Source organism: Rossellomorea sp. QJM3NY_18 (assembly GCF_056173145.1).
The window spans coordinates 311,386-328,820 of the sequence record NZ_CM149659.1 but is presented as its reverse complement, the minus strand read 5'-3'; the positions used below and the strand labels follow the sequence as shown (position 1 = coordinate 328,820).

The window sequence follows — 17,435 nt, the reverse complement described above, 5'->3', positions numbered from 1 at the left end:
AATATTGCCAATCTTCAGTCTATATTTTCATAAAAAAAGGAAGGGATTCTGCTAAAAACCCCTGCCTTATTCTTTTGTCAGAAGGACTTACTCCACTAAGCCGCATCGTTCAAAAATTGTATCCACATGTTTTAAGTGATAATTGTAATCGAAGCAGTCATCAATGTCAGAAGGTGAAAGCTTGGACGTGATGGTCGCATCCTCTTCAATGAGGGAGCGGAACGCCACTTGCTTTTCCCATGCCTCCATCGCTTTCGGCTGAACCGTATCATAGGCTTCTTCCCGGGTCATCCCTTTATCGATAAGGGCCAGAAGGACACGTTGTGAGTAGATCAAACCTAGTGTACGATCCATATTGCGCTGCATATTCTCCGGGAAGACCGTCAAGTTCTTGATGATGTTTCCGAAACGGTTCAGCATATAATTAAGGGCAATCGTCGCATCCGGCAGAATCACACGCTCTGCTGAAGAGTGAGAGATATCACGCTCATGCCATAGAGGCACGTTCTCATACGCTGTCAGCATGTAACCCCTGATGACACGGGCCATTCCGGTCATGTTCTCAGAACCAATCGGGTTACGCTTATGAGGCATGGCCGATGATCCCTTTTGACCTTTGGCAAAGAACTCTTCCACTTCACGGGTTTCACTCTTCTGCAGTCCGCGGACCTCAACAGAGAACTTTTCGATTGACGTCGCAATCAGTGCAAGTGTCCCCATATAATGAGCATGACGGTCACGTTGAAGAGTTTGTGTGGAAACTGGTGCCGGCGTGATGCCAAGCTTTTCACACACATATGACTCCACAAATGGATCGATATTCGCATACGTTCCAACGGCACCGGAAATCTTTCCGAACTCAACTCCATCTGCCGCTGCCTTGAAACGTTCCACGTTACGCTTCATCTCTTCATACCAAAGGGCAAGCTTCAGACCGAAAGTAGTCGGCTCAGCATGAACACCGTGCGTACGTCCCATCATGACCGTATGCTTGTGCTCGATTGCTTTGTTCTTTAAGATTTCAACGAAGCGTTCCAAATCTTTTAAAATAATCTCGTTCGCTTGCTTAAGTTGATACGAAAGGGCAGTATCCACAACGTCTGTAGAAGTCAGTCCGTAATGAACCCATTTTCTTTCTTCTCCAAGAGTTTCTGAAACAGCTCTTGTAAAAGCAACCACATCGTGACGTGTTTCTTCTTCGATTTCCTTGATGCGGTCCACATTGAAACCTGCGTTCTCCCGGATCTTCGCAACATCCTCTTTCGGAATGTCCCCGATTTCAGCCCATGCTTCGCAAGCCAAAATTTCCACTTCAAGCCATGCTTGAAAACGATTTTCCTCTGTCCAAATTGCTCCCATTTCAGGGCGTGTATAACGTTCTATCATACCAGTCGTCCTCCGATCTTTTCTTGCACCTTCCAAATCCCTGCTTCGCTTATGTTCGTCAATGTCCCTTCTATATCGTTCGTCAATAGAGTGACATGCCCCATCTTCCGCTTCGGCTTCGGTACATCCTTGCCGTAAAGATGGATAAACCAGTCAGTTTGCTTTGGAACAGCCTTCATAATAGGCTCGATATGCTCTCCTAATAGATTAACCATCACAGCGTTCTTTAATAAGGTCGGTTGAACAAGCGGCCAGTTGCAAACAGCTTTGACATGCTGGGCAAATTGAGAGAAATCACACGCTTCAATCGAATAGTGACCGGAATTATGAGGTCTTGGAGCCAGCTCGTTGATATAAATGTCTCCATCTGCCGTCAGAAACATCTCAATCGCCAGCGTCCCGACAAGATCGAGAGTCTCACTAATTCTCTTTGCCATCCCGATTGCTTTATCTGCCACTTCTTCACTTACCCTTGCCGGCGCAATCGTTTCATGCAAGATGTTATCGACATGAATATTTTCCACTACCGGAAAATTCGTTTGCTGTCCATCGGGATTACGTGTCACGATCACGGATAACTCTTTTTCAAAAGGAATCCATTTCTCCAGCACACACGGACCATTTTCCAATAAAGCAGCGGCTTCCTCTATTTCCTCCGCTTTCCGGATCACATACTGTCCTTTCCCGTCATAACCGCCCCTCGTCGTTTTCAAAACCACTGGATAGCCAAGCTTTTCTATATTATCATAGATGTCCTTCTGTTGTTTAATCACAGCATATGGAGCCACTTCCACCCCTGCAATTGTCAGGGCTTCCTTCTCCATGATGCGATCCTGTGTAATACGGATCAATTCCGCCCCTTGAGGTAAATAGGCGCGCTCTGACAACCATTTCAGCGCTTCATAATCGATATTTTCAAATTCATACGTAATCACATCGCACACTTCAGCCAGTCTATATAGAGCGTCATACTGGTCAAAGCCTGCCGTGATCACAAGATCTGCCACCTGTGCACATGGTGAGTGCGGCGAAGGGTCTAATACAGCCACCCGGAAGCCCCTTGCCTTCGCATCAAGCGCCATCATCCGGCCAAGCTGTCCGCCACCGATGATCCCGATCGTCTGTCCTGGTAAAATCGTCTTCTTAATCAAGGTCATCACTACTTTCCATCACTTTTTCCCGTAGTGCACTTCTTCTATTTTCCAACGTTTCCGCCAACTCTCCATTTTCAATCGAAAGAATCTGTGCGGCAAGGAGTCCGGCATTGGTTGCCCCCGCTTTCCCGATCGCCACCGTCGCAACCGGAACGCCACCGGGCATCTGAACAATCGACAACAGTGAATCCATTCCGTTCAATGCCTTAGACTGAACCGGTACACCGATCACAGGCAAGGTGGTCTTCGCAGCCACCATTCCCGGCAGGTGAGCAGCCCCTCCTGCACCTGCAATAATGACTTTCACTCCACGGTCTCTTGCACCTTCCGCAAATTCAAACATATAATCAGGCGTCCTGTGAGCCGATACAACACGTTTCTCAAATGGAATCTCAAACTCCTCCAATACCTCACACGCATGCTTCATTGTTTCCCAGTCCGATGTGCTTCCCATGATCACTGAAATCATAATGGTGACAGGCACCTCCCGTAGTTTAACTTAGTCCCTTTTCACAGAAAAATACCCAGATCAATTGTTCTCTACACTCGGAGAGAAAGCAATTGATCTGGGTATTTTAAAGAGAATGGTCCCGTTTTATCCGATAAGGCCCACAAACGCACTCGTATCCAGACAGCTACTTTCCCTCATAGTCCGACCATTTACGGTAGTCAGGTAGAGACTCATGGGCCATATTCCCATTATTATATGAGGGCATTCGGTTTATTTGTCTCCATCATAACGTGATATTGAGACCCTGTCAACGAATAATCGAACAATAATAAAAGTCTGAAAATTAATGTTCGGATTTGAAGCGTTTACTCTTCCATTTTCTTCCCTTCAAAAACAATCGTCTGTCTAATAGGGACATACTCTGTTTTATTCCCTTCTTTCTGTTCCTCAAAAACAGGCTTTTCCATCCGTCTTACGGGCATATAGCCCATTTCCTTCATACGATCCAGGCAGTCTGCAATCGTCTCATTTTCCTGCACTTCAAATAATAATTTCTTTTTACTCATTCTTTTAATTTTCCTTTACGTATATTTCGCACCGTCTTCACCCAGAACCCTCCGTGAATCGCTTTCGGTTCATAAGCAATGATGAATGCTTTCGGATCCAGCTCCTTAATTGTATCATACAGCTTCATCTCATACTTTCTCGGAGTGAGGATCTGCAGGGCCATCCGATTCCCCTCAAGACCATTCGCCTCCCAGTTCGTCACCCCGTATCCACGGGCACGAAGCTCATTCGGAAGTGCCTTATCATACTCCTTCGTAATCACATTCACCGTGATATACCCAAGAGCAAGCTTCTCCTCGATCTTCATGCCGACGATCACACCAAGACCATACCCGACCGCATACGCAATCAGATTCTGAATCTCATTCAGATTGTCCAGTACAAGCCCAAGGCCCACCACGTAAATCACTACTTCAAATGTACTTACAAAAGCAGCTATATATCGATAACCCTTTAACGTCAAAATCATCCTGATCGTAAAGAAAGATACGTATACAACATTGATAATTAAGATGATTGCTACCATCACAAAACTATTGTCTAACACCAAGATGCTCCTCTCTCCACTACTACCTGTAGTATGCTCAAATTAAGTTTCTATTTTACTAGAAAAAATTCATAATATGAACCACTTCATGAAAAAATTTATGTGATTACTCTATGACAATTTCTAGAAAATCCGAAGTCTTATTACGTGTGTTTCCTGTTTTGGGCGGATTGAAACATGTGGTGGGTTGGTTGGGGTGGATTTGAGGTTGGGCTGGGGAGGGGGAGGGGGCGTGGATTTAGGGTTGCGTTTGTGAAACATTGAACAATATATATGACTTGGATACTATGGTGTCTAAATTGGTAGATTCCTCTTCAAGTATTGATAGAGAACGTTATTCTTTCATTAATTTGTTGCTATCTTGTTAATATTCTTTGATTGAATTATGAGATTCATATAAAAGTCTGCTATTTTCATTGAATGAAAGAAGCAAGCTAAAATAATTGCGTCGTTTTGGAGGGTGATTGCGTCATTTTTTCTTTTATTGCGTCGTTTCTAATATTAATTGCGTCATTTTTTCTTTTATTGCGTTTTTACCAATTTATACCTTAAATATATTGTCTGCCCATCCACTTGTACAATCAAAATCAAAAAAGAGTAACTCCTAAGAGCTACTCTTTTTCCTAATTGCCTGGCGACGTCCTACTCTCACAGGGGGAGCCCCCAACTACCATCGGCACTGAAAGCTGCGGCTAGTGATGAGCGGCGAATCTCTTCGTCCGCTTCACTCGTTCAGATCCTCGTGTGGGAGCCACACTCCGGTCTTCTCTCCCTCGCGTCCTCGACCTTCTTGCTCCTCCCTACCCTCGCACTGCGGTTGAGGAGAGATCGGATAAATCCTAATGTCCTTCGAACAAAAATCAAAACCAAAAAAGAGTAACTCCTAAGAGCTACTCTTTTTCCTAATTGCCTGGCGACGTCCTACTCTCACAGGGGGAGCCCCCAACTACCATCGGCACTGAAAGCTGCGGCTAGTGATGAGCGGCGAATCTCTTCGTCCGCTTCACTCGTTCAGATCCTCGTGTGGGAGCCACACTCCGGTCTTCTCTCCCTCGCGTCCTCGACCTTCTTGCTCCTCCCTACCCTCGCACTGCGGTTGAGGAGAGATCGGATAAATCCTAATGTCCTTCGAACAAAAATCAAAACCAAAAAAGAGCAACTCCTAAGAGCTACTCTTTTTCCTATTTGCCTGGCGATGTCCTACTCTCACAGGGGGAGATCCCCCAACTACCATCGGCGCTGAAGAGCTTAACTTCCGTGTTCGGCATGGGAACGGGTGTGACCTCTTCGCCATTATCACCAGACGACTATTCAATTGAAGGAATTGTTCCTTCAAAACTAGATAAAGAATTGATGTCAAGAAAGCCGAATATCGACCAATGTTGTTCATTAAAATAATGACTCTTTGTGGTTAAGTCCTCGATCGATTAGTATCAGTCAACTCCACATGTCGCCATGCTTCCATCTCTGACCTATCTACCTAGTCATCTTCTAGGGATCTTACTCACTTACGTGATGGGAAATCTCATCTCGAGGGGGGCTTCATGCTTAGATGCTTTCAGCACTTATCCCTTCCGCACATAGCTACCCAGCGATGCCTTTGGCAAGACAACTGGTACACCAGCGGTGCGTCCATCCCGGTCCTCTCGTACTAAGGACAGCTCCTCTCAAATTTCCTGCGCCCACGACGGATAGGGACCGAACTGTCTCACGACGTTCTGAACCCAGCTCGCGTACCGCTTTAATGGGCGAACAGCCCAACCCTTGGGACCGACTACAGCCCCAGGATGCGATGAGCCGACATCGAGGTGCCAAACCTCCCCGTCGATGTGGACTCTTGGGGGAGATAAGCCTGTTATCCCCGGGGTAGCTTTTATCCGTTGAGCGATGGCCCTTCCATGCGGAACCACCGGATCACTAAGCCCGACTTTCGTCCCTGCTCGACTTGTAGGTCTCGCAGTCAAGCTCCCTTGTGCCTTTACACTCTGCGAATGATTTCCAACCATTCTGAGGGAACCTTTGGGCGCCTCCGTTACTCTTTAGGAGGCGACCGCCCCAGTCAAACTGCCCACCTGACACTGTCTCCCACCCCGATAAGGGGCGCGGGTTAGAATTTCAATACAGCCAGGGTAGTATCCCACCGATGCCTCCACCGAAGCTTGTGCTCCGGTTTCCAAGGCTCCTACCTATCCTGTACAAGCTGTACCAAAATTCAATATCAGGCTACAGTAAAGCTCCACGGGGTCTTTCCGTCCTGTCGCGGGTAACCTGCATCTTCACAGGTACTATAATTTCACCGAGTCTCTCGTTGAGACAGTGCCCAGATCGTTACGCCTTTCGTGCGGGTCGGAACTTACCCGACAAGGAATTTCGCTACCTTAGGACCGTTATAGTTACGGCCGCCGTTTACTGGGGCTTCGATTCGCACCTTCGCTTACGCTAAGCACTCCTCTTAACCTTCCAGCACCGGGCAGGCGTCAGCCCCTATACTTCGCCTTACGGCTTCGCAGAGACCTGTGTTTTTGCTAAACAGTCGCCTGGGCCTATTCACTGCGGCTCTCTCGGGCTTGCACCCTACCAGAGCACCCCTTCTCCCGAAGTTACGGGGTCATTTTGCCGAGTTCCTTAACGAGAGTTCTCTCGCTCACCTTAGGATTCTCTCCTCGCCTACCTGTGTCGGTTTGCGGTACGGGCACCTTTTTCCTCGCTAGAGGCTTTTCTTGGCAGTGTGGAATCAGGAACTTCGCTACTATAATTCGCTCGCTATCACAGCTCAGCCTTCTAAGATGACGGGATTTGCCTCATCATCAGCCTAACTGCTTAGACGCACATATCCAGCAGTGCGCTTACCCTATCCTCCTGCGTCCCCCCATTGCTCAAACGGAAAAGAGGTGGTACAGGAATATCAACCTGTTGTCCATCGTCTACGCCTATCGGCCTCGACTTAGGTCCCGACTAACCCTGAGCGGACGAGCCTTCCTCAGGAAACCTTAGGCATTCGGTGGATGGGATTCTCACCCATCTTTCGCTACTCATACCGGCATTCTCACTTCTAAGCACTCCACCAGTCCTTACGGTCTAGCTTCGCAGTCCTTAGAACGCTCTCCTACCACTGACACCTAGAGGTGTCAATCCACAGCTTCGGTGATACGTTTAGCCCCGGTACATTTTCGGCGCAGAGTCACTCGACCAGTGAGCTATTACGCACTCTTTAAATGGTGGCTGCTTCTAAGCCAACATCCTGGTTGTCTAAGCAACTCCACATCCTTTTCCACTTAACGTATACTTTGGGACCTTAGCTGGTGGTCTGGGCTGTTTCCCTTTCGACTACGGATCTTATCACTCGCAGTCTGACTCCCATGGATAAGTCTTTGGCATTCGGAGTTTGTCTGAATTCGGTAACCCGATGAGGGCCCCTAGTCCAAACAGTGCTCTACCTCCAAGACTCTTACACATGAGGCTAGCCCTAAAGCTATTTCGGAGAGAACCAGCTATCTCCAAGTTCGATTGGAATTTCTCCGCTACCCACACCTCATCCCCGCACTTTTCAACGTGCGTGGGTTCGGACCTCCATTCAGTGTTACCTGAACTTCATCCTGGACATGGGTAGATCACCTGGTTTCGGGTCTACGACCACATACTAAATTCGCCCTATTCAGACTCGCTTTCGCTGCGGCTCCGTCTTATCAACTTAACCTTGCATGGGATCGTAACTCGCCGGTTCATTCTACAAAAGGCACGCCATCACCCGTTAACGGGCTCTGACTACTTGTAGGCACACGGTTTCAGGTTCTATTTCACTCCCCTTCCGGGGTGCTTTTCACCTTTCCCTCACGGTACTGGTTCACTATCGGTCACTAGGGAGTATTTAGCCTTGGGAGATGGTCCTCCCAGCTTCCGACGGGATTTCACGTGTCCCGCCGTACTCAGGATCCACTCAAGAGGGAATGAAGTTTCAACTACAGGGTTGTTACCTTCTTTGACGAGCCTTTCCAGACTTCTTCGTCTACTTCATTCCTTTGTAACTCCGTATAGAGTGTCCTACAACCCCAAGAGGCAAGCCTCTTGGTTTGGGCTATATCCCGTTTCGCTCGCCGCTACTCAGGGAATCGCAATTGCTTTCTCTTCCTCCAGGTACTTAGATGTTTCAGTTCCCTGGGTCTGCCTTCCATACTCTATGTATTCAAGTAAGGATATTGTTCCATTACGAACAATGGGTTCCCCCATTCGGAAATCTCTGGATCAAAGCTCACTTACAGCTCCCCAAAGCATATCGGTGTTAGTCCCGTCCTTCGTCGGCTCCTAGTGCCAAGGCATCCACCGTGCGCCCTTCATAACTTAACCGAATTGGTTGTTACATCAGGTTTAAAACCTAAAATGGCGATACTCGGTAATTTCTTGACTATCAATTTATCTTTATCTAGTTTTCAAAGAACAATCATTTGTCTCGCAAGAGACATTATGGTTGGATATTTTGCTTTCGCAAAAATCCCTGATGGTTGAACCATCAAAACTGAACAAAACTTCGACGTGTCAAACGTTTTTGTAAATCTTCCTTAGAAAGGAGGTGATCCAGCCGCACCTTCCGATACGGCTACCTTGTTACGACTTCACCCCAATCATCTGTCCCACCTTAGGCGGCTGGCTCCAAAAGGTTACCTCACCGACTTCGGGTGTTACAAACTCTCGTGGTGTGACGGGCGGTGTGTACAAGGCCCGGGAACGTATTCACCGCGGCATGCTGATCCGCGATTACTAGCGATTCCAGCTTCATGTAGGCGAGTTGCAGCCTACAATCCGAACTGAGAACGGTTTTATGGGATTGGCTAAACCTCGCGGTCTCGCTGCCCTTTGTACCGTCCATTGTAGCACGTGTGTAGCCCAGGTCATAAGGGGCATGATGATTTGACGTCATCCCCACCTTCCTCCGGTTTGTCACCGGCAGTCATCTTAGAGTGCCCAACTGAATGCTGGCAACTAAGATCAAGGGTTGCGCTCGTTGCGGGACTTAACCCAACATCTCACGACACGAGCTGACGACAACCATGCACCACCTGTCACTCTGTCCCCCGAAGGGGAAAGCCCTATCTCTAGGGTTGTCAGAGGATGTCAAGACCTGGTAAGGTTCTTCGCGTTGCTTCGAATTAAACCACATGCTCCACCGCTTGTGCGGGCCCCCGTCAATTCCTTTGAGTTTCAGTCTTGCGACCGTACTCCCCAGGCGGAGTGCTTAATGCGTTAGCTGCAGCACTAAGGGGCGGAAACCCCCTAACACTTAGCACTCATCGTTTACGGCGTGGACTACCAGGGTATCTAATCCTGTTTGCTCCCCACGCTTTCGCGCCTCAGTGTCAGTTACAGACCAGAAAGTCGCCTTCGCCACTGGTGTTCCTCCAAATATCTACGCATTTCACCGCTACACTTGGAATTCCACTTTCCTCTTCTGCACTCAAGTTCCCCAGTTTCCAATGACCCTCCACGGTTGAGCCGTGGGCTTTCACATCAGACTTAAGAAACCACCTGCGCGCGCTTTACGCCCAATAATTCCGGACAACGCTTGCCACCTACGTATTACCGCGGCTGCTGGCACGTAGTTAGCCGTGGCTTTCTGGTTAGGTACCGTCAAGGTGCCGCCCTATTCGAACGGCACTTGTTCTTCCCTAACAACAGAGCTTTACGATCCGAAAACCTTCATCACTCACGCGGCGTTGCTCCGTCAGACTTTCGTCCATTGCGGAAGATTCCCTACTGCTGCCTCCCGTAGGAGTCTGGGCCGTGTCTCAGTCCCAGTGTGGCCGATCACCCTCTCAGGTCGGCTACGCATCGTGGCCTTGGTCAGCCGTTACCTCACCAACTAGCTAATGCGCCGCGGGTCCATCTGTAAGTGATAGCTAAAAGCCACCTTTCAACATTTCCTCATGCGAGGAAATGAGTTATCCGGTATTAGCCCCGGTTTCCCGGAGTTATCCCAGTCTTACAGGCAGGTTACCCACGTGTTACTCACCCGTCCGCCGCTGATATCAGGGAGCAAGCTCCCTTCAATCCGCTCGACTTGCATGTATTAGGCACGCCGCCAGCGTTCGTCCTGAGCCAGGATCAAACTCTCCGATAAAAGTTTGAATAGCTCTTTAAAAATAAATCTAGAATTAACGTTGACGTATTGTCTTGTTTTGTTCAGTTTTCAAGGTTCAATGTGTAAGTGCTTCTCTCGAAGCGACTTGACCATCATACCAAGAATGCAGTGTGTTTGTCAACAACTTTTTTTGAGATGTTTTATCATCCTGCTGAATGTTGTGATGTACCCGCTGCTCTCTTCCGACGGTTTTTAAAGTATATCAAGCTATTAGATATTCGTCAATAGATTTGATAGATTTATTTCGAGAACTTTCAAACCTTTCTAATAAGGTTTCATGATTCTTCTATTAAAACATCCTCTTTCTTCTATATATGGACAAAAACAAAACCGGCACACCTTCCGCTATGGATAGTGTGCCGGTTTTTTATAGAATCATTAGTCGATCTTAATTACGTTTTCGTCGTTACGATTCACTTTACCAGACTTCTCGATTGTTACTTGTTGACCTTCTTTTAGGTTAGTGAAGATAATCGGTGTCATGATGGAAGGTGCGTTTGCTTTGATGTAGTCAAGATCCACTTCCAGTAATGGTTGACCGGCTTCTACCTGATCTCCCTCTTTTACTAGCGCTTCGAATCCTTTCCCTTCCAGTTTCACTGTATCGATTCCCACGTGGATCAGGACTTCACGGCCTGCTTTGGACTCAAGTCCGATGGCATGCTTTGTCGGGAAGACGTTTACGACTTTACCTGTGATAGGAGAAACGATTGTTCCTTCTGTCGGTACGATCGCGAAACCGTCACCCATCATTTTACCTGAGAATACTTGGTCAGGCACTTCTGTGATGTCTTTGATTTCACCTGTGATCGGAGCTACAAACTTTTCGTTATTGCGTTCAGTTTGAAGAGCTTCCGGATTCACCTCTTCGATTTGTTGCTCTACTTCTTCGTTTGCGTTTGTTTCTACTTTTCGTGGCGTTTTTCCACGGATGATGTCTTGCATTTGAGATTTGATTGTATCTGATTTAGGTCCAAAGATCGCTTGAATGTTATCTCCAACTACAAGTACACCTGAAGCACCTAACTTTTTCAGACGATTTTTATCCACGTTTTGCACGTCATTAACAGAAACACGAAGACGAGTGATACATGCATCTAAGTGAGCAATGTTCTCTTGTCCGCCCATTGCTTCAAGGATATTGTACGGAAGATCGCCCGCCGAACTTGCCGGAGCGTCATCTTCGTCTTCATCTACATCTTCACGACCCGGAGTCATAAGATTGAACTTGCGGATAGCGAAACGGAATCCGAAGTAGTAAATGAAAGCAAACACAATACCTACCGGGATGACGATCCAGGCATTCGTTTGCGGATTGATCAATCCGAATAGTACGTAGTCAATTAATCCACCCGAGAATGTCATACCGATCTTTACATTTAACAGATGCATCGTTAAGAATGATAAACCTGCGAAGATACAGTGTATTCCAAATAGTACAGGTGCTACGAATAAGAATGAGAATTCGATTGGTTCTGTGATACCTGTCAAGAATGAAGTCAAGGCAGCAGAAGCCATGATTCCACCTACAACTGCTTTACGTTCCGGCTTAGCTTCATGGTAGATCGCTAGTGCCGCTGCTGGAAGACCGAACATCATGAATGGGAATTTACCTGTCATGAATGTACCGGCAGTAAGGTCTTGTACACCATCTTGAATTTGTTTCATAAAGATTGCCTGGTCCCCACGTACAACGTCTCCCGTTGCAGAGGTGTAAGAACCGAATTCGAACCAGAATGGAGCATAGAAAATGTGGTGTAATCCAAATGGAATAAGTGAACGTTCGATTACACCGAATACAAATGCTGCCAATGCTCTATTTTCACCAAGCATAAAGTTTGAGAATGTGTTAAGACCATCTTGAATCGGTGGCCAAATCAATAGCATCAATAATCCTAGTACAACGGAAGATGCCGCTGTTGCAATTGGAACAAATCGTTTACCTGCGAAGAATCCTAAGTATGAAGGAAGTTCGATTTGATAGAAACGATTGTACATTGACGCCGCCAGGATCCCGACGATGATACCGCCGAATACACCTGTTTGTAAGGTTGGGATACCGAGAACCATTGCAAATGCCGGATCTACGTTATCACCTGTAACATCAGGAATACCTAATCCTTCTACTGTACCCATCGTTACGTTCATGATGAGGAAACCAACGATAGCCGCTAAACCGGCCACCCCTTCTCCACCGGCGAGACCGATGGCAACACCGACTGCGAAGAGCAGTGCCAAGTTTCCGAAGATAATTCCACCCGCTTGTTCCATTACGCTGGCAACGGTTTCAACGCCGCCGTTATTAAGGAATGGAGCAATGTCTAGAAGCGTTGGATTTTGAAGAGCATTACCAAACGCTAGTAAAAGTCCTGCTGCAGGTAAGATCGCAACTGGAAGCATTAATGCTTTACCGACTTTTTGTAATACACCAAAAGCCTTTTTAAACATGTGAGTTTCCTCCCTTTATTTTTCATTTTTCGACTAATTAGATGATTGCGCCAAACAAAAAAGGCATGAGAAAAGAGGATAATGAACGTATATGGATAGACTACCCCAAAATACACGTTTCAATTATCTTCTTCACTCATGCCTGATCGAATCAGTAACACGTAAGAAAGATAAGTACATTAATTCACTTTATTTTGAATCCGTTGAAGATGCATCGTGAGGTATACTGCCTCTGCATCGTACACGGGCTTTTGCAATGTTTGCTGCATCATCTTAATCAGCTTCCATGATAGATTATAGCAGACAGGATATTCTTCTTTCAACAGTTTTGCTATTTTTTCTGGTTCTTCTACTCTTTCTCCCCGTAAAACCCGTTCAATCGTATAACGGATATGTCGTATGAGCCTCATATAATCGACGCTTTCTTTGTTGATTTCAACGTCCAGCTGTAGTTCGATCATCCCTATCAGACGACTGATCAACTGAGAATGCTGATTCACTTCGGAAAGATCCTTGTTCATCATGGCGCTGTGAATATGAAGGGCAATGAACCCCACTTCCCCTTCAGGCAAATGGACATCGGTCATATCATTGATCATGCCGACGACTTCTTTCGCTATTTCATATTCAAAAGGGTACAGCGTTCTCGTTTCCACCAGAAACGGATTCCTGATCTCCATCCCTCTCATCAATCGGTTAATGGCAAATAGAATATGGTCTGTAAGGGCAATATGGATATGCTCGTTAAGAAATGAATTGGTTCTTTTCCTGATCAATTCGATGGCAGAGATAATGACGTTTGACATATCCTCATTTAAAAAAGGAAGAAGGTTTTTGTATTGCTCCTGTTCTTTTTCCCCTTTTAGGACAAACATCTTTTCGGCAATATCATTTTGGATGGGATCACCCTTTTTCCGGTTGAACCCTATCCCTTTCCCGATCAGCACGACTTCTCCGTAGCTCTCGTGAACGGCAATCAAAACGTTGTTATTTAAGACTTTTTTTACATTTAAAGTAGACATACTCAATTCTCCCTATATATTCGACCATTTTCGACACTACCCGATTCCATGATTTTAACGAAAACTGACCCTTTTTTCAATTGATACTTCTTACCTTTGTACTACTTTCTCTACCTTTGTCGCTATTCCCTTTATTTATTTTCTACACTTTCTCTGATAAAAACCAAAAAGAAGCTGATCTGTAAGAGATCAGCTTCTGATGAATGGTTGTCTAAACTTATACCAGGAAGATAAAGTACAGTACAAAGATCACAAACAGGAAGTACATGATTGGATGGATTTCTTTCACGCGACCCTTCATGATCATCGTGATCGGGTAGAAAATGAACCCGATGGCGATACCTGTTGCAATGCTGTACGTTAGGGGCATGGCGACAATGGTCAGGAATGCCGGTACAGCTACCTCGAATTTCTTCCAGTCGATTTCACCTAGTGACGATACCATCAGTACCCCGACAATGATGAGTGCCGGTGCCGTCACAGCCGATGTGATGACGGCAAGTAACGGGAAGAAGAAAATCGAAAGGACGAAAAGGATGGCAGTCACAACGGATGCGAATCCTGTCCTTGCTCCAGCTGCAACCCCTGCAGATGATTCAATATATGACGTTGTGGTCGATGTTCCTAAGATAGCGCCGACTACCGTTGCACAAGAATCTGCGAATAACGCTTTTCCTGCACGCGGTAATTTGTTCTCTTTCATCAGGCCTGCCTGATTGGCTACCGCTACGAGGGTACCGGCTGTATCAAAGAAATCGACGAATAAGAACGTCAGGATGACCACTAGCATTTGGATTGTAAAAATACTGCCTGCATCATTGATCAATGGTTCCAGCGCTGCCCCGAATGTCGGAGCAAGACTTGGTGCCGCGTCCACTACTCTTTCCGGTGTATCGATAAGGCCCGCGATCATTCCTACGACGGCCGTTACGACCATCCCGATGAAAATCCCGCCTTTAACGCCCCTTGTCATCAGGATCACCGTAATGATGATACCGAAAATGGCAAGTAACGTGGTTCCCTTCGTTAAGTCTCCAAGTCCCACTAATACTGCATCGTTGTTTACGATGATTCCTGCATTTTGAAAGCCGATGAAGGTAATGAACAGCCCGATTCCCGCTCCGACGGCGTATTTCAATTCGGCTGGGATCGAGTTTATGATTTTTTCCCGGATGCCTGATAACGTCAAGGCAATGAATATCAGTCCCGAAATCAATACTCCCGTTAAAGCAGATTGCCAAGGTACACCCATCGTCAATACGACCGTGTAAGCAAAGAAGGCATTCAAGCCCATCCCTGGTGCGAGAGCAATCGGATATTTCGCGATCAATCCCATGATTAACGACCCGATGGCCGCTGCTAATGCTGTTGCCACAAACACTGCACCGTAATCCATTCTCATGCTGTCCGGAAGATCCGGAACAGATTGAAGGGTCAACGTGAGCGGGTTAACGATTAAGATATAGGCCATCGATAGGAAGGTGGTCAATCCCCCGATGATCTCCCTTTTATAATTCGTTCCTAACTGGTCGAACTGAAAGAAATTCCTCATTCTTGTACTCCTCCTATAGAGTCGCCGTAGAAAATAAAAAAAACCTCGAACTACCAGAGTTCAAGGCTTTGACTGTTAAGATCCAGATTGATAGCCGCTAAATAAACGGTCCTATCATCCATCACCTCGTAGTCAAGCCATTTACGGTAGCTTGGTAGAAACGCTCGGGCCTTATTCCCGAAATTATACGACGTAATACTTTTATAATGTTTTGTTATGATTACAGTACTATTGTACCAACGTGAAATGAGCCCGTCAATACAAAATACGAACATTATTATATATTTTTCGATTTAATGTTCGTTTAATACAAAAAACGACAGGTGTCCTCCGTCTTTGCCGAAACGGAAGAACCTGTCAGCTTTACAACTATTCCATTATTCCCACTCAATCGTTGCAGGTGGCTTACTCGTCACATCATACACCACGCGGTTGATATGATCGACTTCGTTCACGATGCGTGTGGAAATTTTCTCAAGGACATCCCATGGGATACGCGCCCAATCAGACGTCATACCGTCTATGGACGTGACAGCACGGATTCCGATTGTGTAGTCATAGGTTCTTGCGTCACCCATGACGCCGACACTTCGGATGTCAGGAAGAACGGTGAAGTATTGCCAGATGTCACGGTCAAGTCCTGCCTTTTTGATTTCATCACGAAGGATATAATCAGACTCACGGACGATTTCAAGCTTCTGCTCGGAAATTTCACCTAGCACACGGATACCAAGACCCGGTCCCGGGAATGGTTGGCGCCATACGATTTCATCCGGAATACCGAGTTCAGAACCTAATGCACGCACTTCATCTTTGAATAATGTGTTCAGCGGCTCAATCAGTGTGAACTGCATATCTTCAGGAAGCCCGCCGACATTATGATGAGACTTGATCGTTTGCGCAGTCGCCGTTCCGCTTTCAATGATATCTGTATACAACGTACCTTGCGCAAGATATTCGATGCCTTGAAGCTTCGTCGCTTCATCATCAAACACGTAAATAAATTCATTCCCGATGATTTTACGTTTTTGCTCAGGGTCGGATACACCTTTTAATTTATTCAAGAAACGATCCTGGGCATCCACTTTAATCACGTTCATATTAAAGCCGTCAGCGAATGTCTTCATCACACTGTCAGCCTCGCCTTTACGGAGAAGGCCGTGATCGACGAAGATACAAGTCAATTGATCACCGATTGCTTTATGGATCAATACGGCCACTACAGATGAATCGACCCCGCCGCTTAATGCGCAAAGGACCTTTTTGTCTCCCACGGTTTGACGGAGCTTGTCCATTTCCATTTCGATGAAGTTCTCCATGGACCAGTCGCCTGTGCACCCACACACTTCGAATACAAAATTCTTCAGCATTTCGTTTCCGTGTTCTGAGTGTCGTACTTCAGGGTGGAATTGCACCGCATATAACCCTTTCTCCTCGTTACTCATAGAAGCGATCGGGCAAGATGGATTCGTTGCGTTCACATCGAATCCTGCAGGAGCTTCGACTACAAGATCCCCGTGACTCATCCATACGACTTGCTCTTCGGGAAGATTCGAGAATATTTTAGACTGCTTCTCAATATTGATGGCTGCCTTCCCGTACTCACGGTGCTTCGCACGTTCCACTTTCCCGCCAAAGTGCATCGTCATAAGCTGCATGCCATAACAGATCCCGAGAATCGGAATATCAAGATCAAAGATGCGCTCATCACAACGGAATGAATCTTCACCGTACACACTGTTCGGACCGCCGGAGAAGATGATCCCCGTCGGATTCATTTCCTGGATTTCTTCAAGGGTAACTGTATGCGGATGGAGCTCACTGTAAACACCAAACTCACGAATTCTTCGCGTAATTAATTGATTGTATTGACTTCCAAAGTCCAAAACGACGATCATTTCCTGATTGTGCAATTCTTCTTTACCAAGCATTCAGTTCACCTCTTCAGTTTATTTACCTACTACCATCTATTGTTGTTAGCATTCCAAAAAAATATAAAAAAAACTAGACTTCGCCTTAAAAAAAGGCAGAATTCTAGTTTTTTGCATACACGGATGTCAACTAAGAACACTGCCTTCATAGTCCAGTCATTTAAGGTGACCGGGTAGATACTTTCGAACCGTATTATCGAGGATATACGAAGGATGCTAACGAACGCTATTTGAATTTGACATC

Annotated in this window: 9 protein-coding genes, 3 rRNA genes and 3 riboswitches; all 12 genes read right to left on the bottom strand. The window is 46.3% G+C overall.

Features of this window, described 5'->3' with window-relative positions:
- Window positions 1-87 precede the first annotated feature (87 nt).
- Window positions 88-1,386 carry an adenylosuccinate lyase gene (gene purB, locus AC0VXY_RS01795; RefSeq protein WP_475526698.1) on the bottom strand — a complete coding sequence of 433 codons (1,299 nt, stop codon included), beginning with the start codon at window positions 1,384-1,386 and terminating at the stop codon, window positions 88-90.
- A complete protein-coding gene (purK, locus tag AC0VXY_RS01790; protein ID WP_475527791.1) occupies window positions 1,383-2,543 on the bottom strand; it encodes a 5-(carboxyamino)imidazole ribonucleotide synthase in 1,161 nt (386 codons plus the stop codon). The genes purB and purK overlap by 4 nt, the downstream gene beginning before the upstream one ends.
- Complete coding sequence (gene purE / locus AC0VXY_RS01785) at window positions 2,530-3,009, bottom strand: 5-(carboxyamino)imidazole ribonucleotide mutase (protein WP_475526697.1); 480 nt, start codon at window positions 3,007-3,009, stop codon at window positions 2,530-2,532. The genes purK and purE overlap by 14 nt, the downstream gene beginning before the upstream one ends.
- Before the next feature lie 159 nt (window positions 3,010-3,168).
- Window positions 3,169-3,270: riboswitch (purine riboswitch) on the bottom strand.
- 86 nt (window positions 3,271-3,356) lie between these two features.
- Window positions 3,357-3,557 (bottom strand): NETI motif-containing protein, encoded by a 201-nt coding sequence (locus AC0VXY_RS01780; RefSeq protein WP_261748998.1) that lies wholly within the window; start codon window positions 3,555-3,557, stop codon window positions 3,357-3,359.
- Window positions 3,554-4,105 carry a DUF2179 domain-containing protein gene (locus AC0VXY_RS01775; RefSeq protein WP_060671612.1) on the bottom strand — a complete coding sequence of 184 codons (552 nt, stop codon included), beginning with the start codon at window positions 4,103-4,105 and terminating at the stop codon, window positions 3,554-3,556. The genes AC0VXY_RS01780 and AC0VXY_RS01775 overlap by 4 nt, the downstream gene beginning before the upstream one ends.
- Before the next feature lie 1,187 nt (window positions 4,106-5,292).
- A 5S ribosomal RNA gene (gene rrf, locus AC0VXY_RS01770) occupies window positions 5,293-5,409 on the bottom strand.
- A 103-nt stretch (window positions 5,410-5,512) separates the two neighbouring features.
- A 23S ribosomal RNA gene (locus AC0VXY_RS01765) occupies window positions 5,513-8,449 on the bottom strand.
- A gap of 216 nt (window positions 8,450-8,665) precedes the next feature.
- Window positions 8,666-10,217, bottom strand: a 16S ribosomal RNA gene (locus AC0VXY_RS01760).
- The 16S, 23S and 5S rRNA genes sit together here, the layout of an rRNA operon.
- Before the next feature lie 399 nt (window positions 10,218-10,616).
- Complete coding sequence (ptsG, locus tag AC0VXY_RS01755; RefSeq protein WP_435993907.1) at window positions 10,617-12,686, bottom strand: glucose-specific PTS transporter subunit IIBC; 2,070 nt, start codon at window positions 12,684-12,686, stop codon at window positions 10,617-10,619.
- Between the two features lie 179 nt (window positions 12,687-12,865).
- Window positions 12,866-13,708, bottom strand: coding sequence for a glucose PTS transporter transcription antiterminator GlcT (gene glcT / locus AC0VXY_RS01750; protein ID WP_475526696.1), 843 nt, complete (start codon window positions 13,706-13,708; stop codon window positions 12,866-12,868).
- 217 nt (window positions 13,709-13,925) lie between these two features.
- Complete coding sequence (locus tag AC0VXY_RS01745; protein WP_475526695.1) at window positions 13,926-15,260, bottom strand: NCS2 family permease; 1,335 nt, start codon at window positions 15,258-15,260, stop codon at window positions 13,926-13,928.
- 109 nt (window positions 15,261-15,369) lie between these two features.
- A riboswitch (purine riboswitch) is annotated at window positions 15,370-15,471 on the bottom strand.
- Between the two features lie 166 nt (window positions 15,472-15,637).
- On the bottom strand, window positions 15,638-17,191 hold the full coding sequence (gene guaA, locus AC0VXY_RS01740) for a glutamine-hydrolyzing GMP synthase (protein WP_475526694.1): 1,554 nt from the start codon (window positions 17,189-17,191) through the stop codon (window positions 15,638-15,640).
- 128 nt (window positions 17,192-17,319) lie between these two features.
- Window positions 17,320-17,421, bottom strand: a riboswitch (purine riboswitch).
- Window positions 17,422-17,435: the final 14 nt, after the last annotated feature.